30 protein-coding genes are annotated in these 26,968 nt (G+C 75.3%); 14 read left to right on the top strand and 16 right to left on the bottom strand.

Features of this window, described 5'->3' with window-relative positions; genetic code table 11:
• Positions 1-388 precede the first annotated feature (388 nt).
• Complete coding sequence (locus ACIGFK_RS27690) at positions 389-844, bottom strand: hypothetical protein (RefSeq protein ID WP_376655829.1); 456 nt, start codon at positions 842-844, stop codon at positions 389-391.
• A gap of 114 nt (positions 845-958) precedes the next feature.
• Here ACIGFK_RS27690 and ACIGFK_RS27685 point away from each other — a divergent pair, with 114 nt between their 5' ends.
• Positions 959-1,267 carry a hypothetical protein gene (locus ACIGFK_RS27685; protein ID WP_376655830.1) on the top strand — a complete coding sequence of 103 codons (309 nt, stop codon included), beginning with the start codon at positions 959-961 and terminating at the stop codon, positions 1,265-1,267.
• A gap of 94 nt (positions 1,268-1,361) precedes the next feature.
• On the opposite strand, the gene ACIGFK_RS27680 is transcribed toward ACIGFK_RS27685, so the two are convergent.
• On the bottom strand, positions 1,362-1,757 hold the full coding sequence (locus ACIGFK_RS27680) for a hypothetical protein (RefSeq protein WP_400053986.1): 396 nt from the start codon (positions 1,755-1,757) through the stop codon (positions 1,362-1,364).
• Positions 1,758-1,956: 199 nt separating this feature from the next.
• Here ACIGFK_RS27680 and ACIGFK_RS27675 point away from each other — a divergent pair, with 199 nt between their 5' ends.
• Entirely contained in the window at positions 1,957-3,294 is a 1,338-nt protein-coding gene (locus tag ACIGFK_RS27675) for an MFS transporter (protein ID WP_400053984.1), read from the top strand.
• A gap of 323 nt (positions 3,295-3,617) precedes the next feature.
• A complete protein-coding gene (locus tag ACIGFK_RS27670) occupies positions 3,618-4,388 on the top strand; it encodes a peptidoglycan-binding protein (protein WP_376655833.1) in 771 nt (256 codons plus the stop codon).
• 176 nt (positions 4,389-4,564) lie between these two features.
• Here the strand turns inward: ACIGFK_RS27670 and ACIGFK_RS27665 are convergent, their stop codons facing one another.
• Both ACIGFK_RS27665 and ACIGFK_RS27660 read right to left on the bottom strand, forming a co-directional pair.
• On the bottom strand, positions 4,565-5,248 hold the full coding sequence (locus tag ACIGFK_RS27665; protein WP_400053982.1) for an alpha/beta fold hydrolase: 684 nt from the start codon (positions 5,246-5,248) through the stop codon (positions 4,565-4,567).
• 165 nt (positions 5,249-5,413) lie between these two features.
• On the bottom strand, positions 5,414-6,157 hold the full coding sequence (locus ACIGFK_RS27660) for an SDR family NAD(P)-dependent oxidoreductase (RefSeq protein WP_376655835.1): 744 nt from the start codon (positions 6,155-6,157) through the stop codon (positions 5,414-5,416).
• A 155-nt stretch (positions 6,158-6,312) separates the two neighbouring features.
• Between ACIGFK_RS27660 and ACIGFK_RS27655 the strand changes: the two genes are divergently transcribed.
• The gene (locus ACIGFK_RS27655; RefSeq protein ID WP_376655836.1) at positions 6,313-7,389 is read left to right on the top strand and encodes an RNA ligase (ATP); all 1,077 of its coding nucleotides are present in this window, start codon (positions 6,313-6,315) and stop codon (positions 7,387-7,389) included.
• A gap of 127 nt (positions 7,390-7,516) precedes the next feature.
• Positions 7,517-8,434: an NADP-dependent oxidoreductase gene (locus tag ACIGFK_RS27650; protein ID WP_376655857.1), complete on the top strand. Its 918-nt coding sequence runs from the start codon at positions 7,517-7,519 to the stop codon at positions 8,432-8,434.
• A 370-nt stretch (positions 8,435-8,804) separates the two neighbouring features.
• On the opposite strand, the gene ACIGFK_RS27645 is transcribed toward ACIGFK_RS27650, so the two are convergent.
• The 3 genes from ACIGFK_RS27645 to ACIGFK_RS27635 all read right to left on the bottom strand — a co-directional run bounded on the left by ACIGFK_RS27645 (position 8,805) and on the right by ACIGFK_RS27635 (position 14,032).
• Complete coding sequence (locus ACIGFK_RS27645) at positions 8,805-11,597, bottom strand: poly(A) polymerase (RefSeq protein ID WP_400053981.1); 2,793 nt, start codon at positions 11,595-11,597, stop codon at positions 8,805-8,807.
• The gene (locus ACIGFK_RS27640; RefSeq protein WP_376655858.1) at positions 11,597-13,336 is read right to left on the bottom strand and encodes an RNA ligase family protein; all 1,740 of its coding nucleotides are present in this window, start codon (positions 13,334-13,336) and stop codon (positions 11,597-11,599) included. The genes ACIGFK_RS27645 and ACIGFK_RS27640 overlap by 1 nt, the downstream gene beginning before the upstream one ends.
• Positions 13,337-13,408: 72 nt before the next feature.
• Positions 13,409-14,032, bottom strand: a complete 624-nt coding sequence (locus tag ACIGFK_RS27635) for a TIGR03086 family metal-binding protein (RefSeq protein ID WP_376655838.1) — start codon at positions 14,030-14,032, stop codon at positions 13,409-13,411.
• Positions 14,033-14,158: 126 nt separating this feature from the next.
• On the opposite strand from ACIGFK_RS27635, the gene ACIGFK_RS27630 reads away from it, so the two are divergent.
• Positions 14,159-15,106, top strand: coding sequence for a helix-turn-helix transcriptional regulator (locus ACIGFK_RS27630; RefSeq protein WP_376655839.1), 948 nt, complete (start codon positions 14,159-14,161; stop codon positions 15,104-15,106).
• Here the strand turns inward: ACIGFK_RS27630 and ACIGFK_RS27625 are convergent.
• Together ACIGFK_RS27625 and ACIGFK_RS27620 are read right to left on the bottom strand one after the other, a co-directional pair.
• Positions 15,103-15,573: a DUF2809 domain-containing protein gene (locus ACIGFK_RS27625; protein ID WP_376655840.1), complete on the bottom strand. Its 471-nt coding sequence runs from the start codon at positions 15,571-15,573 to the stop codon at positions 15,103-15,105. The genes ACIGFK_RS27630 and ACIGFK_RS27625 overlap by 4 nt on opposite strands.
• A 93-nt stretch (positions 15,574-15,666) precedes the next feature.
• On the bottom strand, positions 15,667-16,122 hold the full coding sequence (locus ACIGFK_RS27620; RefSeq protein WP_400053978.1) for a hypothetical protein: 456 nt from the start codon (positions 16,120-16,122) through the stop codon (positions 15,667-15,669).
• 272 nt (positions 16,123-16,394) lie between these two features.
• Between ACIGFK_RS27620 and ACIGFK_RS27615 the strand changes: the two genes are divergently transcribed.
• The 5 genes from ACIGFK_RS27615 (at position 16,395) to ACIGFK_RS27595 (ending at position 20,568) form a co-directional block, all read left to right on the top strand.
• A complete protein-coding gene (locus ACIGFK_RS27615) occupies positions 16,395-17,417 on the top strand; it encodes an NUDIX domain-containing protein (RefSeq protein ID WP_376655842.1) in 1,023 nt (340 codons plus the stop codon).
• A gap of 112 nt (positions 17,418-17,529) precedes the next feature.
• On the top strand, positions 17,530-18,033 hold the full coding sequence (locus ACIGFK_RS27610) for an SRPBCC domain-containing protein (protein ID WP_400053975.1): 504 nt from the start codon (positions 17,530-17,532) through the stop codon (positions 18,031-18,033).
• 122 nt (positions 18,034-18,155) lie between these two features.
• Positions 18,156-18,839, top strand: a complete 684-nt coding sequence (locus tag ACIGFK_RS27605; protein WP_376655844.1) for a GNAT family N-acetyltransferase — start codon at positions 18,156-18,158, stop codon at positions 18,837-18,839.
• A gap of 156 nt (positions 18,840-18,995) precedes the next feature.
• The gene (locus ACIGFK_RS27600; RefSeq protein ID WP_376655845.1) at positions 18,996-19,487 is read left to right on the top strand and encodes a hypothetical protein; all 492 of its coding nucleotides are present in this window, start codon (positions 18,996-18,998) and stop codon (positions 19,485-19,487) included.
• A 151-nt stretch (positions 19,488-19,638) separates the two neighbouring features.
• Entirely contained in the window at positions 19,639-20,568 is a 930-nt protein-coding gene (locus ACIGFK_RS27595) for a class I SAM-dependent methyltransferase (protein WP_376655846.1), read from the top strand.
• 72 nt (positions 20,569-20,640) lie between these two features.
• On the opposite strand, the gene ACIGFK_RS27590 is transcribed toward ACIGFK_RS27595, so the two are convergent.
• The gene (locus ACIGFK_RS27590; protein ID WP_400053972.1) at positions 20,641-22,128 is read right to left on the bottom strand and encodes a DEAD/DEAH box helicase; all 1,488 of its coding nucleotides are present in this window, start codon (positions 22,126-22,128) and stop codon (positions 20,641-20,643) included.
• Between the two features lie 60 nt (positions 22,129-22,188).
• Positions 22,189-22,683: a MarR family transcriptional regulator gene (locus ACIGFK_RS27585; protein ID WP_376655848.1), complete on the bottom strand. Its 495-nt coding sequence runs from the start codon at positions 22,681-22,683 to the stop codon at positions 22,189-22,191.
• Between the two features lie 90 nt (positions 22,684-22,773).
• On the opposite strand from ACIGFK_RS27585, the gene ACIGFK_RS27580 reads away from it, so the two are divergent.
• Positions 22,774-23,142, top strand: coding sequence for an HGxxPAAW family protein (locus ACIGFK_RS27580; protein WP_400053969.1), 369 nt, complete (start codon positions 22,774-22,776; stop codon positions 23,140-23,142).
• A 186-nt stretch (positions 23,143-23,328) separates the two neighbouring features.
• Positions 23,329-23,535, top strand: coding sequence for a cold-shock protein (locus ACIGFK_RS27575; protein ID WP_376655850.1), 207 nt, complete (start codon positions 23,329-23,331; stop codon positions 23,533-23,535).
• A gap of 88 nt (positions 23,536-23,623) precedes the next feature.
• On the opposite strand, the gene ACIGFK_RS27570 is transcribed toward ACIGFK_RS27575, so the two are convergent.
• The 5 genes from ACIGFK_RS27570 to ACIGFK_RS27550 all read right to left on the bottom strand — a co-directional run bounded on the left by ACIGFK_RS27570 (position 23,624) and on the right by ACIGFK_RS27550 (position 26,528).
• On the bottom strand, positions 23,624-24,187 hold the full coding sequence (locus ACIGFK_RS27570) for a TetR/AcrR family transcriptional regulator (RefSeq protein ID WP_376655851.1): 564 nt from the start codon (positions 24,185-24,187) through the stop codon (positions 23,624-23,626).
• Positions 24,188-24,191: 4 nt separating this feature from the next.
• Positions 24,192-24,545: a DUF1304 domain-containing protein gene (locus ACIGFK_RS27565; RefSeq protein WP_386468027.1), complete on the bottom strand. Its 354-nt coding sequence runs from the start codon at positions 24,543-24,545 to the stop codon at positions 24,192-24,194.
• 96 nt (positions 24,546-24,641) lie between these two features.
• The gene (locus ACIGFK_RS27560) at positions 24,642-24,836 is read right to left on the bottom strand and encodes a ferredoxin (RefSeq protein WP_376655859.1); all 195 of its coding nucleotides are present in this window, start codon (positions 24,834-24,836) and stop codon (positions 24,642-24,644) included.
• A gap of 20 nt (positions 24,837-24,856) precedes the next feature.
• Complete coding sequence (locus ACIGFK_RS27555; protein WP_376655853.1) at positions 24,857-26,056, bottom strand: cytochrome P450; 1,200 nt, start codon at positions 26,054-26,056, stop codon at positions 24,857-24,859.
• Positions 26,057-26,186: 130 nt separating this feature from the next.
• Complete coding sequence (locus ACIGFK_RS27550) at positions 26,187-26,528, bottom strand: thioredoxin family protein (RefSeq protein ID WP_400053967.1); 342 nt, start codon at positions 26,526-26,528, stop codon at positions 26,187-26,189.
• A 79-nt stretch (positions 26,529-26,607) separates the two neighbouring features.
• On the opposite strand from ACIGFK_RS27550, the gene ACIGFK_RS27545 reads away from it, so the two are divergent.
• Entirely contained in the window at positions 26,608-26,877 is a 270-nt protein-coding gene (locus ACIGFK_RS27545) for a hypothetical protein (RefSeq protein WP_376655855.1), read from the top strand.
• Positions 26,878-26,968 lie beyond the last annotated feature (91 nt).

Raw genomic sequence — 26,968 nt, 5'->3', positions numbered from 1 at the left:
GCGTCCGCACCGGGGACCGGGACGCCGTCCACCGTCAGGCAGATGCCGAACACCCGGTCGTGGCCGGCCCAGCCGTTGACGCGGCCCCGGTTGTTGCTGATCTGCACGCGACGGCGGGGCCCGTCCACGGCCGACACCAGATGCAGGCACACCGTGCCCGAGACGCGGACCAGGACGATGTCGCCGACCCCGACGAGCGCCGGGTCGGCGGGCGCGACCCGGACCTTCTGCCGGCTGCGGACCAGCGGCACCATCGAGTCGCCGGTCGGCCTGAATTCCACGGTCTCGCCCCGGCCGAGCCGGTCCGCCATCACATCGAGCATGCCCATCCGGCGAGTCTGCCCGTGCGGGCGGAGGGCGGGCCAGCGGATTTCCCCCGGCCGGGCCCTCAGCGCGGCGGTTCCACCTCCAGGAACCGGCGGCGGCGCGGCCCCCGGTACAACAGGCACACCCACCCGGCCCGTTCCAGTGCGGCCGCGCAGTCCGCCAGCCGCTCCTGCTCCTCCCCGGCCGCCCCGGCTCCCGGTGGGCCGGCCCAGGTCACCTCCGCGCGCCCGGGCTCCGCCGCGGCGGACACCCGGTAGCCCGTCCGCGTGCGCCGCCCCTCCGCGTCCAGCGCCGAGGGAGGGATGCCCGCGGCCTCCAGGACCAGGGCCACCGCGCGCGGAGTCTGCCGTACCTCCCAGGGAGCGGGCACCGAGGCGCCCGCGGGGCCGCCCACCAGGCGGCGGATCTGCAGCAGGCCCTCGTAGGCCGTGCCCACCTCGGCGGCCCGCCCCGACGCAGGCGGCTCCGGACCGTCCCCGGTCGCCGGCTCGAAGCCCCGGCCCTGCTCCTGTCCCACCGTCACCCACCGCCCCGCCCGCCGTGCCCGCCCCGCCCGTCTGAGTACGTCGTACCCAACGGCCTGAGTATCCGCCCCGATTCCCCGCGGCGCCGCCGCTGGTCGAATGGGGGCATGACCTCCGAGACCCCCCGCGGTACGACGGCCGCCGCACTCCGGCCGACCCGGCAGCACGTGACCACCGCCGGGACGGCCCTGGCCGTCGCCCTGGCTCCGCTCGTGGTCGGGGTACTCGTCGCCAAGGGGCTGGGCGCCGACCCGATGACCCCGGTCAACGCCCTCATCTCCGGCGGCGGCCACCGCGCGGGCCTGCCGCGCGCCGAATGGCGGCGGCGCGGCCACGTCACCATGTGCCGGCTGCGCGCCGTCCGCCGCACGGCAGCCCCGCGCCGCCTCAGGCGAGCGGCTCCTGCAACTCGGTGACCCACTGCTCCCGGTCCTCCGGGCAGGCCGGCGTCCTGCGGCCGAAGGACCGCCACATTTCGCTGACCCGACTGGTGAGCCTCACATCCCCCGGTCAGCGCCCGTACTGCCGCAGGCACAGGTCCACGATGGACCCCGGTACGGAGCCCTCCGCGGCCGTGCACAGTTCGTCCATGCGCGGCGGGTGCGGGGGAGGCGTGGGTTTGCGGCGCGGGCGGGCGGTCGCGGGCCCCGGCGTACGCGCCCGCCGGGGCGGGGCCGGCGCCTTCCCGGAGCGGGCGGGAGAGGGATCCGGATCCGCGTCCGGGTCGGGGGCGGAGGGGGCCGGCAGCTTCCCGAGGGGGAGGGAGAGCGGCACGTCAGGCGCGTCCGCGGGCGGTACGGAACCGCGCGCGGGCGCCGGAACCGAAGCCTCCGGACCCACGGAGACACAGCCTGCGCTCGCGAGGAGCGCGACGAGGGACAGGGGCAGGGCCCGGCGTAACTGCATTCGACCACTGTGCCGTACCCTGCGGCGGACCCGGTGCTCCACCTCACGCGTCCGAGTGATGCAGGACGCGCGGAGAGCGTGGGAACGAGTGGGGGACCGGGCGTTCGGAACGGCAGTGCGGGTGACGGGGGAGGCGCGCCCCCGGCACCCCGTGCTGTCGAGCCCTGCCCGCAGCACGCCTCGTACGGAGTACCGATCGATGACCGCACCTGCCGCGCCCGGCGACCCCGCGCCCGCCCCCGACCTGGAAACCCCGCCCGGCCCCGCGCCGGCTGCCGGATCCGGTCCCGTCCCCGCCCCTGCCTCCGCCCCTGCCTCCGCCCCTGCCTCCGCCCCTGCTCCTGCTCCTGGCCCGGCTCCGTGGAAGGGCTGGGCGGCGGTGTGCGCCGTCTCCCTCGGGATCTTCTGCCTGATCACCTCCGAGCTGCTGCCCGTCGGCCTGCTCACCCCCGTCGCGGCCGGCCTCGGGGTCTCCGACGGCACCGCAGGGCTGATGGTCACCGTGCCCGGGCTGATCGCGGGAGTCTGCGCCCCGCTCGTCACCGTCGGCGCGGGACGGCTCGACCGGCGGTACGTGCTCTGCGTGCTCATCGCCCTGATGACCGCCGCCAACCTCGCCGCCGCCCTCGCCCCGAACTTCACCGTCCTCCTCACCGCCCGCCTGCTCGTCGGCGTCAGCGTCGGCGGATTCTGGGCGATGGCCGGCGGGCTCGCCGGGCGCCTGGTACCCGAACGGCACGTCGGCCGGGCGACCGCGCTCGTGTTCAGCGGAGTCCCCACCGCCTCCGTGCTCGGCGTCCCCGCCGGAACCCTGCTCGGCGACCTCGGCGGCTGGCGCACCGCCTTCGCGGCGGTCGGCGGCCTCGGGCTGGTCACGCTCACCGCCCTGCTGCTGCTCCTGCCCCCGCTCCCGCCGACCCAGCGCATCGCCTTCCGCGAACTGCCCGCCCTGCTCCGCCGGAACCGCGCGGTGCGTGCGGGCGTGATCGTCACCTTCCTGGTGGTGACCGGGCAGTTCGCGGCCTACACGTTCGTACGCCCGATCCTCCAGGACGTCTCCGGCATCAGCGCCGACCGGGTCAGCATGCTGCTGCTCGGCTACGGACTCGCGGGTGTCGCCGGAAACTTCCTCGCCGGGGCGCGCGACGCGTACCGGAACCTGCTCCTGATCAGCTCCCTCCTGACCGTCGTCCTCGCGCTCATCGCGGTCCTGCCGGGAGCGGTCGCCGGAACCGCCCTGCTGCTCGCCTGGGGGCTCGTGTACGGGGGCGTCTCCGTGAGCGTGCAGAAGTGGATGATCAAGGCGGCTCCGACCGCCGCGGAGGCCGCGTCCTCGCTGATGGTGGCCATGTTCAACCTGGCGATAGCGGCCGGCGCCCTGTTCGGCGGGCTCGCGGTCGACGGGCTGTCCGCCCCCGCCGCCCCGCTCGGCGGAGCGGTCCTGATGCTGGCGGCCGCCGTCACGGTGTGGGCCACGGCGATCCGGCGCCGACCCGACAGAGGGGATGCCCCGGGGCAGACCGGACACCCGGCTTGACCGGGCCCGCCCCGGAGGGCAAGAGTGCGCCGATCAAGAACCACCACGGAAGTACTGCCCTACCACCTCAGAACCACCTCAGAGTCACTGCAGAACCGCCGCATGACCCCCGCAGACGCACCGCTTGAGCCGCACCCCGGAGACCCGCAGATGTCCAGACCCGCGTCCGTCCGCTCATCGCTCGCCCCGGCCGGCTCCGGCGGTTCCCGCACGCCCGGTACGCCCGGACCGGCCCCGACCGCCCGGCGGCGCAGGGCCTGACCGGCCGGGTGGGGGCCGGCACCGCACCGCCGCGCCGGCCCCCGTCCCCGCCGGGAGCAACCATGTCCCACGACACCGATGAGAACGGCGCCGCCCCCGGCGCACGCCCGTTCGTGCACCCGTACGTGACCCCGTCCCCGGTCTGGCCGTCCGGGCCGACGCCCCCGTGGCCGCAGCCGGCTCCCGTCCAGGACGTGGATCCCCACCCGGCGCAGGAGCCTGAGCCCGCGCCGGACCACGGAACCGCTTCCGTACGGGCCACCGCCGCGGCTCCGGTCGCCGGGCACCGCCGGGAGCGCCGGGAGCGCCGCGGCGCGGACCCGCTCATGGTCGCCGTCCTCACCCTGCTCGGACTCGGCGCCGCCGGGGGCATGGTGCTCATGCTGACCGGTCCCGACGAGCCGAAGGCACCCCGGGCCAAGGCCCCGACCGGACTGACCGTGCCCGGACTCCCGGGCCGAGCCCCGGAGTCCGGAGGGGAGCCGACCGGGCCGACCGGGTCGCCGGAACCGTCCGGGCGCCCGACCCCCTCCCCGTCGGCGTCCCAGTCCTCCGCCCCGCCCACCACCCAGGCCCCGAAGCCGACGCCGTCGGCGAGCGCGTCGGCCGGCAGGGCGGGCGTGCCCGCCGGGCCGCTGCGCATGGGGGACAAGGGGCCGGAAGTGCGCGCCCTGCAGGAGCTGCTGTTCGGGCAGGGATTCACGTACGTGTCCGTCACGGGCGTCTACGACGGCCAGACCAAGCGCGGTGTCAGCCAGCTCCAGCGCGACCGCGACATCAAGGGCGACCCGCAGGGCATCTACGGCCCCGCCACACAGGCCGCCCTCGAATAGGGGCTGTCGTCGAACTCCCGTCTGCCCCGCGACGCCTGGCACGCGCTCTCGCCGCACCAGGCGAAAGCCAAGTACGTCCAGTACGCGGGCTTCCGCCCGGCACGCCGAGAGCACGCACCGGACGCCGCGGGGCCGCCCTCCGGGCGACGACGGGATTTCGACGACAGCCCCCAGCACTACACCGAGGCGGCGGCCTTCCGGATGAGGTCGAGGACGGCCTCGGGCTGGGACAGCATCGGGACGTGGGCGGAGGCGACCTCGGCGACGGTGGCACCCATGCGCTGGGCCCCGAACCGCTGGAGCTCGGGGTTCACGGCGTGGTCCTGCGTGGTGACCAGGAACCAGCTGGGCTTGGACCGCCAGGCCGGAGTGTCGAGCGTCGACCCCAGGACCTCCGCGCGCGGGGCGCCCTGGGTGGCCCACACCAGCATCTGCTCCTCCTCCGGCAGGTCGCCGCAGAAGTCGGAGATGCCGTCACGGGCGATCCAGATGCGTCCGTCCTCGGTGTCGAGGTGGGAGAAGAGCGGGGGCATGTCGAACTTGCCGATCAGCTCCTGCGGGGTCTCGCCGGCGTCCGGGCCGAGAGCGGCGACGTAGACGAGTCCGGCGACGCGGTCGTCGGTGCCGGCGGCGGTGATGACGTAGCCGCCCCAGGAGTGGCCGACGAGGACGGCCGGGCTGCCGACCCGTCCCAGCGCGCGGTGGACGGCGTCCACGTCCCCCTCCAGGGAATCCAGGCTGTTCTGCGCCGACACCACCTCGTGGCCCTCGCGCTGGAGGACGGGGATCAGCTTGCTGTAGCAGGATCCGTCGGCCCACAGGCCGTGGGCGAAGACGATGCTCGGCTTGCTCGGCGCCATCGGGGTGTTCCTCCAGTCGGTAGCGCGGCCCACGGGTCCCTGTCCACGAGGGCCACTCGGCCTTCCAGAGTCCACACCGGTGCCCTGCGGGCCGCATCCCGGCAGACCCACCCGGGTGCCGCCGTCCCGCCTGCGATGCGCCTCGTCGGGCGGGGACGCGCGCGCTCAGCGTCCCCCGGAGACCCGCAGGACCGTCCCCGTCGTGTACGAGGCGTCCGGGGACAGCAGCCACGCGATCGCCCCGGCGATCTCCTCCGGCTGCCCGGGCCGGCCCAGCGGGATGCCGGCCGCGGCGCGGGCGGGGCGCCCCGGGTCGCCCATCGCCGCGTGCATGCCGGTCTCGATGATGCCGGGGGCCACCGCGTTGACCCGGATCCCGTCCGGGCCGAGCTCCTTGGAGAGGCCCACGGTCAGCGCGTCCGTGGCGGCCTTCGTCGCCGCGTAGTGGACGTAGTCCCCGGGGCTGCCGAGGGTGGCGGCCGCCGACGACACGTTCACGATGGCCCCGCCGCCCGATTCCGCCATGTCCCGGGCCGCCCGGCGGCAGCACAGCAGGTACCCGAGGAGGTTCACCTCGACCACGCGCCGCAGGTCCTCGGTCCGGGCGTCCGCGAGCCGGCCCAGGGGGCCCGTCACCCCGGCGTTGTTGACCAGGCCGGTCACCGCCCCGAGTTCGGCCCGGGCGACGTCGAAGAGCCGCTCCACGCCGTCCTCCCCGGCGGTGTCGCCGCGTACGGTCACGCACCGCGCCCCCACGGCCCGTACGCGCGCGGCGACGGCCTCGGCAGCCGTCGCGTCACGCACGTACCCCAGCGCGAGATCGTGCCCGTCGGCGGCCAGCCGCAGGCAGGTCGCCGCGCCGATGCCCCTGCTTCCGCCGGTGACGACGGTGACGGGACGACGTGCCATGGGGGCCTCCAGGGTGCGGGGGAACGCAATGCGCGGTGCATGCAGCCGGGTGCGGCGGCGCGGCAGGCTAACACCCGGATTTCCGCTGGACCAGCGGAAATCCGGGCGCCGAGAGTGAGGTCCGAGCAGGAACCATCCGCACGAGGAGCTGCCCCATGTCGACATTGAGAGTCACCGCCGAAGAGCTGACCGTCCACGAGCACCCGAACGCCGACGCGCTGGAGCTGGCCCAAGTGGGCCTCTACCGCGCCGTGATCGCCAAGGGCGCCTACCGCACGGGTGAGTTCGCCGTCTACATCCCCGAGCAGGCCGTGCTGCCCGCCGAGCTGATCGAGGAGCTGGGCCTGACCGGCCGGCTCGCCGGCAGCTCCGCCGACCGGGTCAAGGCCGTCCGGCTGCGGGGCGAGCTCTCGCAGGGACTCGTGTGCCGGCCGCGGGCGCTCGCCGGCGTCGACCTGGTGAAGGCGGCCGAGGAGGGTACCGACTTCGCGGAGCTGCTCGGCATCACGAAGTGGGCCCCGCCGATACCCACCAGCATGAGCGGGGACGTCGAAGCCGCTCCCGACCTGCTGCCCTGGGTGGACATCGAGAACCTGCAGCGCTATCCGCAGATCTTCGAGGAGGGCGAGCCGGTCGTCCTCACCGAGAAACTGCACGGCACGGCCTGCCTGTTCACGTACGTCGTGGAGGGCGGGCGGAGCATCGTCACCTCGAAGGGGTTCGGCTCGAAGGGGCTGGCCCTCAAGGAGGAGGACCGCAACCTCTACTGGCGGGCCGTACGCGGCCACGACGTGCCCGCCGTCGCCGAGAAACTCGCCGCCCGGCTCGGCGCGAGCCGGGTCGGCATCTTCGGCGAGGTGTACGGGGCGGGCGTCCAGGACCTCGCCTACGGGACCGACGTGCGCACCGCCGACGCGCCGCCCGGCCTCGCCGTGTTCGACGTATCGGCGGAGATCGACGGTCAGGTCCGCTGGCTGGACCCGGCGGAGCTCCTCGCGGGCGGCGAACTGCCGCTGGTGCCGCGGCTGTACGAGGGCCCGTACGCCCTCGACACCGTCCTGGAGTGGGCGAGCGGCCGCGAGACCGTGTCCGGCAAGGCCCTGCACCTGCGCGAGGGCGTCGTCATCCGGTCCGCGACGGAGCGGTACAGCCCCGTCGTGGGCGGCCGCGCCATCGCCAAGGCGGTCAGCCCGGCGTACCTGACGCGCAAGGGCGGCACCGAGTACGAGTGATCCGGCGGGGTCGCCTGCGGGGCCGCCTGCCGCGGGCCGGGCGCAGTACGTGGTGGGATGGGCCCCGGGGCGGGGTTCCACCACTGCGTCGCGGAGAGGTCGGTATCGGTACATGTCCCAGGACACCATGCGGGCGATGGCGTACGAGACGTACGGCGGGACGGAGGTGCTCACCGACACGCGGCTGCCGATGCCGAAGGTCGGGCCGGGAGAAGTCCTCGTCCGGGTGAAGGCCGCCGGCGTCAACCCCGTCGACTGGAAGATCATGGCAGGCGGCCTCGACGGGCTCATGGACGTCGTCTTCCCCGTGGTCCCCGGGTGGGACGTGGCCGGGACCGTGGAGCAGGTGGGCATCGACGCTCCCGAGTACGCCGAGGGCGACGAGGTGTTCGCGTACGCCCGGAAGGACTACGTGCACGGCGGGACCTTCGCCGAGTTCGTGTCCGTGCCGGTACGGACCCTGGCGCGCAAGCCCGCCTCGCTCGACTGGGCCGAGGCCGCCGCAGTGCCGCTCGCCGGGCTCACCGCCTACCAGGTGCTCACGCGGCTCGGGACGGGTGCGAAGGACACCGTGCTCATCCACGGTGCGGCCGGCGGGGTCGGCTCCTTCGCCGTGCAGATCGCCCGCTCGATGGGCGCGCGGGTCATCGGGACGGCCTCCCCGCGCAACCACGACCGGGTCCGGGGCCTGGGTGCGGAGCCCGTCGCATACGGCGACGGGCTGGCCGGGCGGGTACGGGCCCTCGTCCCCGACGGGCCGACGGTCGTCGCCGACTTCGTCGGCGGGGTCCTCGGGGTCACGCGGGAAGTCCTGCACTACGACGGCCGCCACGCCTCCATCGCGGACCCCACCGTGACGGGCGCCGGCGGTGAATGGATGTGGGTCCGGCCGGTCGGCAGCGACCTGGCGGAGCTGGGACGGCTCGCGGACAGCGGGCAGCTGACGGTACCGATCGCGCGGACGTTTCCGCTGGCGGAACTGGGCGCGGCGTTCGAACTGAGCCGGGGCGGACACACGGCGGGCAAGATCGTCATCGAGGTCTGACCGGGGGTGGCACCCCGCCCGCCCCTCCCACTGGCCGGCACTGTCCGGCCCGGCCGCGCCATCCAGCCGTCCGGCGTTTGCGGCAGGGGGTACCCCCAGCGGTAGCTCGGGGAGGGTCCGGGCGGAGCCCGGGGAACGGTGGAAGGGCGGGGCGGGGAGCGGCTCCGCGCAGCGGCATCGTGGGGGCCGCCGGGCCCGGGCGCGCGCCGGGCACCTCCTCGGCCGTCGAACGTTTCCACGGGGTCGGAGACGGAGAGGGTGGTTGCGTTCGACGCCCTGCGGGGCACCCCGCCGCACACCCGACCCCGGCGGCGCGGGAGCGCGGGCTGCGGGGCACCCCGGCATACGCGACCTCGGCGGGCCCCAGGGCTCAGGGGAGGTCCGGGACCTCGCCGCCCGGGGCGTGGGTGACTTCGACGCCCGGCAGGCCCCGGGCCCAGCCGGCGGACACCGCGGCGAGCCCCCCGGCATCCGGCGGCGTCAGGCCCAGCCCGATCGCGTAGCGGGCGAGGCCCGGGCCGGACTCGAAGGGCCGGGGCCAGGCGTGGGCGTCGGGGACCCCGGCCTCCTCCAGGCCGCCGAGCAGCACCCGCAGCCGGCCCCGCATCCGGCCCAGGGCCTCCTCGAACTCCCCGCCCGGGGGCGTCCGTACGGTCACCACCGCCCACGCGGCGTGCCTGCGGTGCAGCGGGGGCGCGGCGGTGGTGGCGGCCGTCGCGTCGGCGGACAGCAGCTCCCACGCCTCGTACAGCTCCCGGACCAGCAGCTCCCGCATGCCCGGGCCCACTTGGGCCGTGCAGCTGCGTACGGGAGGGGACGGGGTGAGGATCGTGAGCGGGGCCGGGGGTGACGGGGAGGGGGATGGGGACAGGGCGATCGGGGTGCGCCAGTCCCAGGCGGCCCAGGTGCCGAAGAAGTCCAGGAGCAGGCCGGCGGGGGAGCGGTCGGCGGCTTCGCGGACGGTACGCGCCGCCAGCACCGACCAGGCCAGCCCCGGCAGCCCGCCGAACGGGGCCGAGTCCAGGCCCCGGGCCCGGGCCCAGGCCTTCACCTGCCGGGCGAGGCCCGCGAAGGCCTCGTGTTCCGCGCCCGCGTACCGCCGTACCGCATCGGCGTCGCTCACCGCGCTCAGCGCGAGGGCCGCCGCCTCGCCCAGTTCGGAGCGGCGCGACACGGCCTGCGCCGGGTCCTGGGCGCCGGTGGCGACGGCCACCAGGTCCACGTCGAGGGCGCCGACGCGGAACCGCAGCCCCGGCACCCGTGCTCCGGTCACCTCGCGCAGCCGCCGGGCCTCCGGCAGCGCCGCGGCCACCCGGTCGCCGAGGCCGGCCGCATCGGGCAGGGCCGCCACCAGGTCGAGGTCCGCCGTCGGCAGTTCGCAGCCCATCCGCCGGGAGCCGGCCACGTGCAGCTCCGCCTCGGGCAGAGCGGCGCGCAGCCGCTCGGTCACCGGGCCGGCGGGGGTGGGTGCGTGTTCGGCCGCGTGCTCCGGGACCCACCGGACCTCGCCGGTGCCCAGGGCCACGGTGGCCCGCACCCGCATCGGGCCGTCCCCGCGCCGCGAGAGCACGGCCAGTTCCCCGACCCGCACGGACAGGGCGGGGCCGAGCCGGGCGGCGAACTCCGCCGCGGCGCGGCGCGGGTCGCGGCTGCGGCCGAGCGTCAGGTGCGGGGTGTAGCCCTCGGCCCGGCCCCGGCAGGGGGGGAACCGTTCCGCCAGGGATCGGCGCAGCTCCTGCCAGGGGGCGTCACCGGCCGCGGCCGGGTCCAGCCAGAGGGTGGCTTCCTCGCGGTGCCCGAACTCGTACACACCGCCCAGTTCGGTGGTGAAGGGGGCGGTTCCCGAAGCGACTTCGGAAAGCAGGGGCAGGGCCTCCGAGAAGGAGGATTCCGGGACGAAGCCGAACAGCAGGTTCACGTGTGCGGGCCAGCGGCCGGCCTGCGGGTCGTGCTCGCGCCGCAGGTCGGCCACGGCCCCGGGGAGGTGCGGTGGCAGCCAGGCCACCGCCGTGCGTGCCGTCGCCGGTACGTCCAGCCCGGCGCGCGCTGCGCCGAAGCCGAGCGCCGCCTCCACCGCGTAATGGTCGGAGGGGAACAGGCCCTCGGCGTCGGGTGAGTCGCCGCGCAGCGCCGCTCGTGCGACGCGGGCTCCGGCCGCGCGCAGCAGGATCCGGTCCAGCCGGGAGGCCCGGCCGGTCAGGGAACCGACGGCGGCCAGCGGATTGGCCGCAGGGTCGAAGGTCGGTGTGGCGTCGGCCGCCCCGTGCACGTCGTTCCACGCGTCCCGCATGCCGAGTGCGGCCGCCGGCCCCTCGGCTCCGGAGCGGCCGTCGTTGAAGTCGCCGAGCAGAGCCACGGAGGCCTCGATGCCGCCCAGGCCATCGGCGAGCCGGGCCAGTTCGGCCTCCCTCCGCAGGTCCCCCCGCTCGGTGTGATCGCTGGTCAGGTGGGTCGCGGCGACGACCAGCGGTCCGCCCGCGGTGTCCACCGTCACGGCGGTGACCGCCTTGTGCGGGCCGAGCACGTGCAGCCCGGCCTCCCGCACCGGCAGTCGGCTCAGCACCAGCAGCCCGCACTCGGGGACGTCCCGGCCGCGCGGATCCGTGCCGATGGTGTACCCGGCACGCACCCACTCCGCCGCCAGCAGCATGCCGAGCAGGCCGGGCTCGACCTCCTGGAGCGCGATGACGTCGGCATCGGCGGCCGCCAGCTCGGCCAGCAGCAGGGGCCTGCGCCGGGCGGTCGCGATGCGCGGGGCGTCGTAGCGGTCCCAGAGGGTGTTCCAGGTGAGCAGCCGCACGTCGGCCGGGGCGCCGTCAGGCGCGGTGCGGGCCTCGGCCGGGCGCCAGGCGGCGCCCGCCGGGTCCCAGGCGTGCGGGGTGCGGGCCGTGAAGAACGGGGCGCGCAGCAGGCGCGGTGCGCGGACGCGGCCCGCCTCGGTCAGGTCGATCCGGTCGACTCCGGAGGCCCGGTCCCACACCAGCTCGCCGTCCGCCTCGACGAACAGCACCCGGTGCCAGGGGATGTCGCCGCCGGGCACGAAGGAGGGCAGCGGGACCCGCTTGGGCGCGGCGCCGCGCTGCAACAGGCCGAGGACGAACCGCGCCGGGTCGAACCGGGGGTCCCAGCGGACCTGGTGGTAGAGCTGCTCGCTGGTGCGCATCAGGAGCCCCCGCCCTCTCCGTGCGGTCCGGCCAGGCCGCCCGCCCCGTCCGCGACGCTGCCGTCCGCGCCGACGTACCACGTGCGGTGTGCCTGACCGGGATACGGCGGGCTGAACCGGTGCAGCTGGGAGGTGAGGACCGCCGCCGGCACCGGATGCGGGCGCACTGCGTTGCGGCGGCCCAGTTCCTCCTCGCCGACCAGCAGCACGGCATGGGTGACCAGCGCGTCCCGGCGGCGGGCGACGGAGCCGGCCAGGCCCCGCTGCTGGTCGGTGAGCGAGGTGGCGTCCCACACCACCGTGCCGCCGCGGGCCAGCGCGGCGTCCAGCCGGTCCAGGCCCTCGCCCAGCACCTCCGCGTTGGCCCGCTGGTCCGCGCGGGAGCCCCGTGCGGCACGCAGGTCGTCCAGCGCGACGTACGCGTCCACGCCCGCCAGGGCGCGGCCGAAGGTGCTCTTCCCGCTGCCCGAGGGGCCGCAGAGCTGCACCAGCCGGGGGAACGCCCCTCCACGCCACTGCCACGTCGCCGCCACCGCCTCCTCGACGGCGGCGCCGCTGATCCGGCCCTGCCCGAAGGCGCGACGGGCTTCCGCCCAGCACCGGTCGGCGGCCTCCGCGTCCAGCCCGGCGAGGGACTCCCGCAGGCCGGTGCGCAGGGCTCCCAGCGGGTCGGCGCCGAGCAGCCCGGCCTCTTCGGCGCAGAGCGCGGACCACTCGGCGTGCTCCAGCGCCTCGGGGCCGTCCGCCAGCGCCCCGGCGAGCGCGTGCAGCACCCCGAGGTCGGCCGCGGCGGCCATCCGGACCAGCCCGGCCCGCCGTTCCGCGTCAGGGAACGGCCGCTGGAGGTAGGGGTACAGCCCGACCAGGTCGCCCACCTGCCGTGCGAGCCGCATCCCGAGGGGTCCCGCCGCGAGCCGCGCCATGATCCCGGCCCGCGGTTCACGGCGCAGCACGGCGGCCAGTACGCCGGCCAGCCGGTCGTCCCCGGTCCGCCCCGCCCCGTCGATGCGGGCGGCCGCCAGGGCGACCTCGTCCGGATCGGGAGACGCGGTCATGCCCACGGCCGTGCACAGCCCCGCCGCGTCCGCCTCGGCCCCGGACCGAACCGCCCACAACGGGGCGGCCGGGCCGAGCCCGTTGGGCACGACCTGCGCGAACATCCAGTGCGTATCGGTCTGTACGTGTCCGCCGCGCACCCACTTGGCCACACGGCGCCCGAAGTCCCCGCGCGCGAAGCCCGCCGTGGTGCGCACGACGTAGCCTTCCTGCCGCGTGGTGTCGAGCCGCAGCTTGCGCAGCGCGCGTTCGTCGAAGACGCCCCGCCACAGCACGCGCGGAACGGGCACGCCCAGGCCGCGCAGGAACCGTACGGTCCGGTCCCAGTCCAGGCAGTGCTCCCCGTCCCAGACCGAGAACCCGTAGAACCAGCTGTCGAGGTCCTCGTACGGGATCGAGTGGCGGGCGTACAGGTTCTCTCCGCACACCCGCCAGCCGTCCGGGATCCCTGCGCCGATCCGGCCCTGGAGCCCTTTGACCCAGGCCCGCGAGGGGTGGTGCGCCGAGTCGAGCGAGCGGGCGTGCAGGCCGTCCGAGTAGAGGGTGGTGTTCTCCCCGTCGAGCTTCTCGGTCACCACGACCTCGCGCCCGGCCAGCCCCGCCAGTCCGGCGGCCCGCACGTCGTCCGCCGCCGCCCCGGGGGACCAGGGCAGGTGCGGCGTACGGGGATAGTGGGTGCGCATGATCCGCTCCTGCTCGACGACGTGGTGCCTCGTCACTGTAGGTATGCGGGGCGGACCCATCCATCGAATAACTCAGGGGCGGCGGCCCGACCAGGCCACCAGCCGGTCGAGGGCGGAGGCGTCCTCCGCCACCGGGACGACCTCGCCGAAGGGGATCCGCCCGCCGCGGGCCTCCGCCGGCAGCGCCCGGCGCATGACCTCGAGCAGCCGCTCCAGCAGGCCGGTGTCCCACTGCGGGTGCTGCCCGGTCGCGGTGGCCAGGTCCCAGGTGTGCACGGTCAGCTCGCTGGTGTAGATGGTCGCCGCGACCGCGCCCGGCTTCACGCCGATCGGCAGGTGCAGGTCGCGGCCCAGGATCTCCGGATCCGCCCACACCTTCGCCGCCTCCTCGGCCGCCGGCCCCCAGGCCGCCGCCCATGCGCCGTCCGCGAGCTCGTCGGCGAAGGAGGGGACGCTGAACGGGTCCTCGCCGCGCCCGATGACCGAGATCCGCCGCAGTACGCCGACGAGGTGGCTCGACAGCCGCCGGACGTCGAAGTCGGTGCACGGGGTGGGGGCGTCGTACTGGTCGGGCCGGACGGCGGCGAGGGTGCGCCCGGCGAGGGCGATGGCCGCCGCCAGATCCGGGCGGGTGTCGACGGCGGGGGACTGCGCTGCGGGGGACTGGGCTGCGGTGAACTGCTTCGTTTCGGTCATGACCTCATCCTGGAGGTCAAAGTGGCCACCTTCTGGCCTGTTTTCCAGGGAGAATTCCCCCCATGCCGAACGCCCTGCGAAACACCCTCCCGACCACCCGGCCGAGCGCCCTGCGGACCGGCTCCCGTGAAGGCTGACCGGCTGGTGGCCACCCTGCTCTTCCTCCAGGAGCGGGGACGCGTCACCGTCGCCGAGGTCGCCGCGGAGCTCGACGTGTCGGAGCGGACGGCACGGCGCGACCTGGAGGCCCTGGCCGCCGCGGGGATTCCCGTGTACGCGCAGCGCGGCCGGGGCGGTGGCTGGTCCCTGGTCGGTGGCGCCCGTACCAATCTCACGGGCCTCACCGCCGACGAGATCCGGGCCCTGTTCCTCCTCACCGGCCCGCTGGCGACCACCCCCGAACTGCGCACCACCCTGCGCAAACTGGTCCGGGCCCTGCCCGCCACGCTCCGCGGGGACGCGGAGGCCGCCTCCCGGGCCGCCGCCGTCGACGGCACGGACTGGTCGCGCACCCCCGTCACGGCCGCCACCCCGCACCGCTCCGCGCTCCAGCGGGCCGCCGTGGACGGTGAGCGGATCCGGCTCGGGTACGAGGGCGTGGGCAAGCCGGCCCGGGTGCGCGTGGTCGATCCGCTCGGACTCGTCGCCAAGGCGGGCGTCGAGTACCTGGTCGCCGGTACGGAGGACGGGCTGCGCACCTTCCGGCTCAGCCGGGTCGTCTCGGTCGAGCCGACCGGCGAACCGGCCCACCGGCCGCCGGACTTCGACCTCGCGACGGCCTGGCGGGAACTGGCCGGAGCCATGGAGGAGCGCCTCTACGCGGTGACGGCCCGGGCCCGCGTCGCCCCCGACGCTCTGCCCCGGCTGGCCCGGCTCTCCGGCGGCCGCCTGCGCGTCGGGGAGCTGCTCCCCGACGGCTGGACCGAGGTCTGGATCGACGGCCCGGCACCGCGGGCGCTGGCCGCGCACGTGTCGGGACTGGGCAGCCGCGTGGAGGTGCTGGAGCCGCCGGAGGTCCGCGAGTGGCTGGCCCGCCTGGGCGCCGAACTCACCGCCCTGTACGGAACGCCCTAACGCGTCCCGGTGCTGCGCCGGGACCGCCGCAGCGCGGAGTGGACCAGCCAGCCCGCGGCGGCGCCGACCGCGTACCAGGCCAGGTCGGGCGCGTTGAAGGTGGAGCCGAGGACGAGACGGGCGAGGGTGCTGCGCCGGGAGAGCTCCGCGGGCACCGGACCGAGCTGGAGGAACTCGACCGCCCAGCTGGCGGCGAGCGCGATCGCGGCGGCCCGCGCGGGCGACAGCCGCGGGGCGGCCGCGACGACGAGCGCCAGGAGCAGCACGGCGTACAGCGCGTCGCCGCCGTACTTGGCCACGTCCCCGGCCGCCACCGCCCTGAGCCCCAGCCCCGCGCCGACGGTCAGCGCGGCGGCCGCCACCGCCGCCGCGCGGGTCCGGACCGTCCGGGCGGGCCGGGCGGGGGCGCGGTCCGGTGCGGCGGGGTCCGTGGTCCCGCGGTCGGGGTTCGTGGGTGCGCAGGCCATCGGGCCATGGTGCCGGATGCCCGGGCCGGGCCCGTCCGGGGCCTGTCAGGACCTAGGCTAGGGGGTGTCCGGCGGATCAGGGTCGGACAGCCCCTAGCGGCAGAGGGCCAGGATGTCCGGGGAGACCGTGCCCCTGGCCGCGGCGCACAGGGGGGCCATGTCGTACGTCCGCAGCGGCGCGGGCCGGCCCTTCGCGGCGGCGGGCTTCCGCGGACGGGGTTTCCCGGGCGCCGGCTTCTTCGGGGCGTGCCCCTCGGGCTTCACCCGCTGCGGCCGGGAGGCGGTTGGCGCCGGGCCGCGCGCCGCCGCCGGCGCGGCGGACCCCGATTCGGGCGCCCCGGACTCCGGCGCCCCGGGCAGGGGTCCCAACGGCAGCGCGGGCGTCGTCGGCCGGGCGTACTCGGTACGGGCCGCCGCAGATTCCAGGGGCCGCGGCTCCAGTGGGCGGGAGGGGTGCACGGTCACGCACCCGGTGGCCATGACGAGCGCGGCAAGGGTCAGGGGCAGGGCCCGGCGCAGCAGCATCCGCCCACCCTGCCGCACGGACACCGCCGGGACCGAACCCGTCACCCCTACGGGTGCCCCCACCCTCTTCACCGGCCGGGAGCAGCCCGGCGGACGTGGTCGGACCGGGGGTTTTCACGCCGCCAGTCCGCCAGGGGACCGTACCAAGATCGACGTAACAGGGTAATAAGGAGGTATGGGAGGTATGCGGAGAGTAAAGCGGGTGCGGTCGGCGCCGGTCCCGGGGCCGCCGTAACCACGGGGCCGTGCCCGCGGTTGCACAGGCCGGCGGGCCACCCACGGTGAACGGAGTTCGGATGTCGCAGCAGACCGACGAGGTGCAGGAGCAGGCGCGGACGGGGGCCGGGACCTGGATGACCCCCGCCGCGTACGGCGCCTCGCGCGCCGCGGTGTGGACCGCGGCCGTCGTCCTCGTCACCGACGCCGACGGCCGGGTCCTCGTCCAGAGCGTCGACTACCGCGCCGACCGGCTGCTGCCCGGCGGAGCCGTGGACGCCGGGGAGGCGCCCTCCGCGGCGGCGGCCCGGGAGATGCGCGAGGAGCTCGGCGTCGACGGCCGCTACCCCCGCGGGCTCGCCGTGGACTGGATCCCCGCCGACACCCCCGGCTTCCCGCCCGAGATGCGGTTCCCCGGGGAGGTCCTGCACGTCTACGACGGCGGGACCTGGACCCCGGAGCGGATCGACTCCGTGCGGCTCCCCGCCCAGGAGGTCACCGGGATCCACTTCGCCGAGCCCGCCGACCTGCCCGACCTGATGGACGCGGGCGACGCCCGCCGCGCCCTGTCCGCCCTGCGCGCCCGCGTCAACGGCTCCGGGACCGCCCTGCTGGAGGACGGCCGCCCCACCGCCCCCACCGCCCTGGACCGGCTCGGCGTGCTCCGCACCCGCCGCACCCCGCAGCGCGGCACCTGGCACCCGGGCCCGGTCCCCGCGCACCTGCCGGTACGGGACCGCTGCGGCTGGCTGTTCGCTCCGGACGGCCGGGTCCTGGTCCTGGTCGCGCGGGCCACCGGTGCCGTCCACCTCCCGTCTCCGACGGCCGCCCCCACCACGGGGGCCGCCCCGCTCGGCTACCGGCACGGCGACGAGGGCGCCCACGCCCGCACCGCCGCCCGGCTCACCTGCCTGCCCCCGGCGGCGGACCCGGCGTACGCCCGGCTGCTGGCCACCCCGGAACAGGTCCGCGAGCTGAGCGACTGGGGCCCGGAGGGCGCCCGGGAGCTCGCCGCGGCCCACACGGCCCGCACCCGCCTCGCCCTCCCCGCCCCCGCCCGCACCCCCGCCACGGAACTCCCCGAGGAGGGCGTGCGCTGGTGACCACGGGGGAGCGGGACCCGGGCCCCGGTACGAGCGGTACCGGGCCCGGCCGGGGCGGCGCCGTGACCGGTAAATCCGGCGTCCGCGGCGCACGGTCCCGCAGCATGGGGCCATGAGCGACAGTGCGATCACCTACACCGTGTACATCCAGGCCGATCCCGCCCGAGTCTGGCAGGCCCTCACCGAGCCGGCCTTCACCCGCCGCTACTGGGGGCTGAGCTTCGAGACCGACTGGGCGGTGGGCTCGGTGATGGCCTGGGTCGAGCGCGGTGCCCGCACCAGTGACCCCGAGCAGGTGGTCCTCGACTGCATCCCGGACCGGCTGCTCTCCTACACCTGGCACACGTTCACCCCGCAGTGGGCGGCCTCGGCCGGGATCGGCGAGGAGTTGCGGGCCGAACTGGCCGAGGAGCCGCGCACGAAGGTCACGTACGAAATCGAGCCGGTCGGCGACACCCTCGCCCGGCTGACCATCAAGCACGAGGGCTTCACCCCGGGCGGCACGCTGATCGGCATGTGCGGTCGGGCCTGGCCGATGCTCGCCTCCAGCCTCAAGACCCTCCTGGAGACGGGCGCTCCGCTGCCCCGGCCGGAGGGGCCGGGCGCCGGCGGCTGACCGCGGCCGCGGAGAGCCGGTGCGCGTGCCGGATCCGGCTCTCCGCACGGCCTGCCCGAACGGCGTTCCCCGCAGATGAGACGATCTTCCCCGACCACACGTCACGAGGGGGGACAGGCGGCATGGGCCCGACACCTGCACCGGCACCTACATCCGCGCGGACACTGGGGGAGATCCTGGACGCCGCGGCCGAGGGGCGCTTCCCGCCCCCGGACGGCGGGACGACCGTGGTCCCGCAGCAGAACCCGCGCGACGCGGGCGTCATCTCCTTCACCGCCCATTCGGTGGTGTTCACCGACGAGGACCCGGACTGGGTGAGGTCCACCCTCGCCACGATCGACGCCGACGCGCTCGCCGCCACCATGAACGCCCGGTTCCTGGCCGCGCTCCTCGACCGGACGGGACGCCGCACCGACACGATCGACCTGCTGACGGTCGCCGGCGCGCTGCCCGGCGCACCCCCGCTGGAGCTGCGCGAGATCGACGACCCCGACCACCCCCGCGTCCAACGGGCCCTGATCCGCCGCGACGACGTACGGGTCTGGGCGGCGCACGGCGGGGTGCTCGTCCTCGGCAGGGGGGTCGCGGGCCGCTGGGAGGTGGCGATCGAGGTGGACGAGGACGCCCGCCACCGGGGACTGGGCCGCGAACTGGCCCTCGCCGCCCGCCACCTCGTCCCCGGCGGCGCACCGGTCTGGTCACAGCAGGCCACCGGCAATGCGCGGAGCGTCCGAGCCTTCCAGGCCGCGGGCTACCGCCCGATCGGGGCCGAGTCCCTCATGCTGCTCCCCTCCTGGCGGTCGTAGCGGGACCCTGGGCGCCGGCCGCTTCCGGCGGTCGTGTGGAATGGGTGCCATGGGCAGAGGGAAGACGAAGCAGCGGTCCGCCACCGGCATATCGCGGAGAGTGCCGGTCGGGCCCACGGCAGCGGGCCGGGCCGTGGACGGCCTCGGCGGCGCCCGATGAGCCGCACGGACGCCGGCGGCGCCACCGAGCCCCCCGAGCACTGGCGGTACGGCCGCCACCTCGAGGCCCTGGCCGGGGCGCGGGGTGCGGGGGCCGAGGCCGAGGCCGTGGCCGTCGTGCTGCGCGACCCCGACCCGGTGATGGCCGAGAGCGCGGTCGTCACCCACCTGGACCGGCGCGCGGCACGGCTGCTGGCCGACGACGGCTTCCCCGCCTGGGCGCAGGCCATGACCGGGGTGCTCGCAGGCCGCGCCTTCCCCGAGCGCAGGCTGCGCGAATGGACCCTGCTCAAGGCCATCACCCGCGGCGAGCCCTGGTCCGCCGCGGAGCTCGTGGGCGCCTCGGACTGGTGCCAGCGCACCGCCGCCCAGCTCCTGACCTCGTACGAAGCCCTCGGCCTGCTCGCCACCGACGCCCGCACCCGCCGCGTGCGCAACGCCGCCGCCGGCCGGCTGAGCCGCCGTACCGCCGCCGCGGCCTCCGGCTGAACGACGTCCGGTGACCACGGAATTCGACGGCAGGAATTCCATGCTTGTGCGATCAGAGGCTCGTCAGGCGGCTGTTGGGCGTCTAAGGTGCGAATAACCCGGCCGGGTATCAGCGTTGGATCGATGCCACTCCGCTGGAGGATGACTCTCCGTGTCGCACGTTTCGCATGCTCCCGTCACCGCCGACGACGAGCAGGCCCTGCCCGTACCCACCGCCTACGGTGACGTCAACGGCTGGTTCTCGGCCTCCGACCAGGTGCTCTTCGACTGGTTCCTGACCCGCCAGAACAGCGGTGCCGCTCACCCGGGCGACCTTCTGGAACTGGGCGTTTTCATGGGGAAGAGCGCGATCTTCCTCGGCCGCTACCTGCGGGAGGGCGAGGAGTTCACCGTCTGTGACCTGTTCGACTCGCCCGCCGTGGACGAGTCGAACCTCGCGGAGAACCGCATGTCGTACCCCACGCTCACCCGGCGCGGGTTCGAGACGAACTACCTGGCCTTCCACGAGGCCCTGCCGACCGTGATCCAGGCGCCGACCTCCGTCGTCGGCGCCGAGGTGCGCCCGGCGAGCTGCCGCTTCATACACATCGACGCCTCGCACCTCTACGAGCACGTCGTCACGGACATCGAGTCCTCACGGCTCGTCGCGACCCCGGACGCGGTGGTGGTCTTCGACGACTACCGCTCCGCGCACTGTCCCGGCGTCGCCGCCGCGGTCTGGTCGGCGGTGGTCTCGGGCGGGCTGAACCCGATCTGCGTCTCCGACATGAAGCTCTACGCGACCTGGGGCGACCCGGAAGACCACCAGAAGGCCCTCCTCGCCTGGCTGGAGGACCGGTCGGACCTCGGGCACGGCGTGGACGTGATCGGGGACCGGTCCCTGGTGCAGATATCGGACGCCGGGGCCCGGCCGCCGGCGCTCCCGCAGCCGCTGCGCCCCGCGCCCCCGAAGGCCCCCGTCGCCGCTGCTCCCGCTGCCGCCCGCAAGCCGGCCGCCCCGTGGCGCAAGCTCGCCAAGGACCTGCTGCCGCCGGTCGTCACCCGCGCGATCGTCTCCTGGCGCCGCAGCCGGCGCGGCTGACCGACACCGTACGACCGTCGCCGCGTGCGCCGGACCCGCCCCGCGGGATCCGGCGCACGCGGCGCACGCGCGTCAGAGGCCCTTGCGCACCCGGGCCGCCCGGCGGGCCTCGGCCTGCTGCCGCGCCTCCAGGGTCTTGCGGGACTCCTTGCCCCGGCCCGGCCGCCCCGGCCGGGTGCCCATCCCGCGGAAGCCGAGCTCCGTGCCGGAGGGCCTGCCCTTGGCGTCGGTCGGTGCGGCGCCGGACAGCGGCACCCCGGAGGGCGCCTTCGCGCCGGTGATCCGGCTGAGTGCCGCCTCCCCGGACCGCACCTGGGTGATCGTCGGCCGGATCCGCGCGTCCGACATCAGCCGGACCATGTCCCGGCGCTGGTTGGGCGTGACGAGGGTGACGACCCGGCCGGACTCGCCGGCCCGGGCCGTGCGCCCGCCGCGGTGCAGGTAGTCCTTGTGGTCCGCGGGCGGGTCCACGTTGACCACGAGGTCGAGGTCGTCGATGTGGATGCCGCGCGCCGCGACGTTGGTGGCGACCAGGACGGTGACGGCCCCCGTCTTGAACTGGGCCAGGGTCCGGGTGCGCTGGGGCTGCGACTTGCCGCTGTGCAGCCCCTCCGCCCGTACGCCCATGGCGCGCAGGTGCTTCACGAACTGGTCGACGCCGTGCTTGGTGTCGAGGAACATCAGCACGCGGTTGTCGCGGGCCGCGATCTCCGTCGCCGCCGAATACTTGTCGGCCGCGTGGATGTGCAGCACGTGGTGGTCCATCGTGGTCACCGCGCCCGCCTGCGGGTCGACGGAGTGCGCCACCGGGTCCTTGAGGTAGCCGCGGACCAGCTGGTCCACGTTGCGGTCCAGGGTCGCCGAGAACAGCATGCGCTGCCCCGCGTGGTGCACCTGGTCCAGGATCTCCGTGACCTGCGGCATGAATCCCATGTCGCACATCTGGTCCGCCTCGTCGAGCACGGTGATCCGCACCCGCTCCAGGTGGACGTCGCGCCGCCCGACCAGGTCGCTCAGGCGCCCGGGGGTGGCCACCACGACCTCCGCGCCGGTGCGCAGCGCGCTCACCTGACGTCCGATCGACAGCCCGCCGACCACGGTGGCCATCCGCAGCTTCAGGGCCTTGGCGTACGGGTCCAGCGCCTCGGTCACCTGCTGTGCCAGCTCGCGCGTCGGTACGAGGACCAGCGCCAGCGGGCGCTTCGGGTCCGCCTGCTGCCCCGCGGTGCGGGCGAGCAGGGCCAGTCCGAAGGCGAGGGTCTTGCCGGATCCGGTCCGAGCGCGGCCCAGGACGTCCCGGCCGGCCAGCGCGTTGGGCAGCGTCGCGGCCTGGATCGGGAACGGCTCCCTGACCTCGAGCTCGGCCATGGTCGTCACCAGCTCGGCGGGCAGGTCCAGCTCGGAGAACGAGGCCACCGGCGCCAGGCCCGGCACCTTCGGCTCGTGCATCGTGAACTCACCCTGGGGCCCGGTGCTGCGGGGGGCCTTGGCGGCGGTCTTCGCACCGGGCCTGGCACCGCCCTTCACACCGAAACGGCCATGAGCCGACTGGTTCCTCATGCAGGACCTTTCGAAGCAGTGGAAAGCGAGATGGTCAACCGCCCATGGTACCAGCGGGGGCTATGCCCCTCCGGCGTCCAGTTCGCCCGCCCGCACCTGTGCGCAGTGGTCGCGCACCTCGACGGCGGCGCGCTGGAACCAGTCGGTGATCACGGCGATCTCGTCGGGGGTGTAGTCGGCGAACAGTGCGCCGAGCCGGTCGTAGAAGGGCTGGTAGACCGCGACGACCCGGGCGGCGGCCGCGGGATCGGGCACGACGCGCACCCGCCGCCGGTCGGCGGGGTCGGGCCGGCGCCGGGCGTACCCGGCCCGTTCCAGCCGGTTGAGCACCCCGGTCACGGCGCCGGTGGTGAGGTCGAGCAGCCCGGCGAGGTCGCCGGCGGCGAGCGGGCTGTCCCCGGCGCCCAGGATGTGCCCGAGGCAGGTCAGGTCGGTGACGTTCAGCCCGAGGCGCTGCGCCACCTCCTGCTGGCCGACGATGCCCAGCGCGACGAACTGGTCCATGTGCGAGATCGCGTCCGCGGCGGTGGCCGGGGGGCGGGGCTTGCCTTGCACGGAGATACTCCTTAGCATCTAAGTTACTTAGCTCGTGAGATAAAACATCCTGCTCCGAGCCTACTGCCGACCCTCCGACCAGGGAGAATCATGAGCGCTCACGGTCACGTCGACCTCGGCCACACGGTGGCCGGCTGGACCGGCACCGCCCTGGCCCTGCTGGGCTCCGCCGGAGCGGGCGTGTCCGTCTGCACGGCCTGGACGCCCGGCATCTGGCTCGGCCTCGGCCTCGTCGTCGCGGCCGGGATCGTCACCTGGCTGCTGCACCTCGCCGGGTGGGGCAAGCCCAGCGGCCCCCGCCCCGCGAGCGAGTGGGACTGGCGCGTGCGCGACGCCCGTGCCCATGCGGGGCACGCGGACTGCCTCGGCTGCCGGGTCGGCGGCCCCCGTCGGGCCCTCGTATCGGCCCCGCCTCCGCGGTCCGCCGCCGCGCTGCCGACTGGGGACGGCGGCGCCTGAACGGCCGGGCGCCGAGGCCCTCCGCGGGCGGCGGTCCCCCGTTCCGTGGACAGGGCGGCCAGAAGTTCGAATGCGCGGCACGCCCACGGTTGGACGCGTTGGGCGTGTGCCGCACGGGACGGTTGGGCAGGATCGAGACGGCCGCGTTCAGCGGCCCGCAGTGGAACGTTGAGAAGGATCAGCCAGATGGCAACAGGCATCGTGAAGTGGTTCAACTCGGAGAAGGGGTTCGGTTTCATCCAGCAGGACGACGGCGGCCCCGACGTGTTCGTGCACTTCTCCGCGATCGAGACGCAGGGCTTCAAGTCGCTCGACGAGAACCAGAAGGTCGAGTACAACGTCACCCAGGGCCCCAAGGGCCCCCAGGCCGAGCGGGTGGTTCCCCTCACGTAGTACCGCTTCGCGCGCCGGGCCGCTGAGCCCCAGCCGTGAACCGAGCCCCGCCGGCCCGCCCGGCGGGGCTCGCGCGCGTCCGGCCGCCCTATACGGCCCGGTGCAGGGCCAGCAGGAGCGACCACACCCGGTCGGCCAGCTCCGGCGGGTTCGCCGGGACCTGCCCGTGCAGCCAGTCCGCCAGGACGCCGGTGAAGGCGGCCGCGACCGCCGAGGCGACGAGGTCCGCGTGCGGGGCGCCCACCGCCGCGCGCTCGGCGCGTGCGCGGGCGCGCAGCTCCCGGTGGAGCCGGTCGCCCAGCGGCCCCCCGCCGCCCGGGAGGAGCAGCGTGCGGTAGAGCGGGGCGTGTGCGGCCGCGTCCGCGAAGAAGCCGGCCAGCGCCTCCGGAGGCCGCAGCGGGGCCCGGGATCCCGGGCCGGTCTGCCAGGCGTGCAGGGCGTCGACCGCCGCGTGGACCACCTCCGCGCACGCGTCCACGGCGAGCGCGGGGAGGTCCTCGTAGTGCAGGTAGAACGTGGCACGGCCGACCCCGGCGCGGCGGACCACCGCCGAGACGCTGACCTCGGCCAGCGGCCGGTCCGCGCACTCGGCCAGCAGGCTCTCGCGCAGCCGCGCCTTCGTGCGCGCCGTGCGCGGGTCCTCCGGGCTCACGCGGTCATGCGGCCAGCAGCGCGGCGCCGAGGGCGAGGGCGCCGGGCAGGGCCTGGGCGAGCAGGATGCGGCGGTTGGCGGTCGCGGCCCCGAACACCCCGGCGACGATCACGCAGACGAGGAAGAACACCTGCGTGGCGAGCGAGCCGATCACCAGCCCCCAGACCAGGCCCGCGGCGAGGAAGCCGTTGTAGAGCCCCTGGTTGGCGGCGAGAGTCGCCGTCAGGCGGGCCGTGTCCGCGTCGAACCCGGACAGCGCCCGGCCCGGCGGGCGCTGCCACATGAACATCTCCAGGACCAGGAAGTACAGGTGCAGCGCGGCCACGAGGCCGATCAGTATCAGGGCGACCGTGTCCATGACCGGCTCCGTTCCCCATCGCCCGGGGACGGGAATCGATGGCTGTGGTGGGCTACTTCCTGGACAACTGTACAGGAAGTAGCCGCCTGTGCCCTCCTACGCCTCCCGCACGGTGATGGCCGAGACCGGGCAGGCGCGGGCCGCCTCCCGGACCAGCGCGCTGCCCGCGCCGTCCTCCCGCCCGGGAAGCAGTTCGCCGAAGCCGTCGTCGTCCTGGGTGAAGACCCCGGGCGCGGTCAGCGCGCACTGGCCGGCGCCGATGCAGACGCCGGTGTCGATGTCGATGTGCAGCGGGGCCGCCGGCATGCCGCTCACCAGGCCACGGGGAGCTCGACCATGCCCTGGATGGTGTCCCCGGGCTTGAACGGGATCCGGTCCGGCTCGGCGGCCAGCCGCAGGCCCGGCAGCCGCTCGAAGAGGGCTCCGAGGGCGATCTCCATCTCGGCGCGGGCCAGGTTCTGGCCCAGGCACTGGTGGACGCCGAAGCCGAAGGCCACGTGGTGCCGGGCCGGCCGGCTCCAGTCCAGCGCGTCGGGATCCTCGAAGACGGACTGGTCGCGGTTGATGACGGAGGTGGAGAAGATCACCCCGTCGTCCGCGCGCACCGTCACCCCGCCGATCTCGATGTCCTGGGTGGCCACCCGCAGCATGCCGTCCGCGATGGACAGGAACCGCATCAGCTCCTCCACGGCCGTCGGCATCAGCGCCGGGTCCGCGCGCAGCTCGGCCAGCTGCTCGGGATGGAGCAGGAGGGTGAAGGTGCCGAGCGAGATCATGTTGGCCGTCGTCTCGTGCCCCGCGACGAGCAGGATCAGGGCGAGGTCGATCAGCTCCGGCACGTCCACCTCGCCCGTCTCCAGGCGCTGTGCGATCAGCTCGTCGAGCAGCCCGTCCCCGGGCTCCCGGCGCTTGCGCCCGATCAGGTCGGTCAGGTACGCGTCGAGCCGGCGGCGGGCCTCCTCGACATCGGCCGGTTCCGGCCCGCGGAGCAGCCGCCTCGACTGCCCCTCGAAGAACTCGTGGTCCTCGTACGGGACTCCGAGCAGGGAGCAGATCACCATCGAGGGCACCGGCAGGGCGAAGGCGGAGACGAGCTCCGCGCGCGGCCCCGCGGCCTCCATCGCGTCGATCAGGTGGTCCACCGTCTCCCGGATGCGGGGCCGCAGGGCGGCCGTCCGCTTCAGGGTGAAGGAGGGGATCAGCATCCGGCGCTGCGTGTTGTGCTCCGGGTCGTCGACCCCGAGCAGCGCGGTCCGGCGGTTCTGCACCCCCTTGAACCGCCGGGTGGGCATGGGGAAGGCGGCGTTGGTGCGGTCGGCCGAGAGCCGGCCGTCCGAGAGCAGGGCGCGCGCCTCCGCGTGTCCGGTGACCACCCATACGGAGCGGCCGTCGAAGAGGGTGACCCGGGACAGCGGCCGCCCCGCCAGCCGGCCCTCCCGGAGCGGTGCGTAGGCGGTCGGCGGGTGATAGGGGCAGGTTCGGTCCTGGGGGAAGGCGACAGTCTCTGACATGAAGTACCTCGCAAGCCGTGGTTCCGTCTCGCCGGACTCCATTACATGCCTGGGGCACCTATCCTTCCCATGCCACTTTCGGCCAGATCGCCCGAGTTCGCCCGCAGGGCCCAACAGGGGCCCGCACCGCTCAGAGGCGGGCGTCCAGGAACTCCCGGAGCTCCTCGCGCGTCATGGGCCCGGCGTGGCTCGCGACCGCCTCGCCGCCCTCGATGAGCACGGCGGTCGGGGCGCCGGTCACTCCGTAACGCCTGGTCGGACCGGGGCAGCGGGTTATGTCGGTGCGGACGGCGGTGAGCCGCGCCCCGTACTCCGCCGCCAGTTCGCCGACGACCGCGTCCATGGCGCGGCAGGCCTCGAGGGCCTTGGGCCAGGACCCGCAGAAGTAGGCGAGAACCGGCCCCGTCGTCATCGAGAGGATGAAGTCGAACTCCTGGTCCTCCAGTGGCTGGTGTACCCGACGTGCCGCCATGTGCGTTCCGCTCCTCGTCCGTGCGTGTCCTCCGGCGCCATCATCGCCCGTTGTCAGTGGTGCCTGTGAAGCTGGGGCCATGGACGACAGGATGCTCCGGCGCCGGGTCTACGGCGCCGACCACGAAGACCCCGACCCCGGACCGCGCCCCGGCCATGTCTACGGCGAGCTCGTGGGCGGGCCGCTCGACGGGCTCCTGCTCGACATCACGGGCTGGAGCGCGCCCCAGCTCGCCGAGGAGGCCCGCCTCCCGACGGAGATAGGGCGCTACGGGGCGGGCGGCCGCGCCCACTACCGCCGCCGCGCCCAGGACCAGGTCCACTGGGACTGGACGGGCGACAGCCGCTAGGGGGTGTCCGGCGGATCATGGCCGGGCCCGGCCCGCCTGGCACCGCGGCTTGCCGCGTTGTCGTCGGTCGCCAATGCTCCGCAGTGGCTCC

The sequence above is a fragment of the Streptomyces sp. NPDC085524 genome (genome assembly GCF_044541755.1).
Taxonomy (GTDB): Bacteria; Actinomycetota; Actinomycetes; order Streptomycetales; family Streptomycetaceae; genus Streptomyces.
Note: the sequence above shows the minus strand (reverse complement) of the source record. Positions and strands in the feature narration are given on the sequence as shown.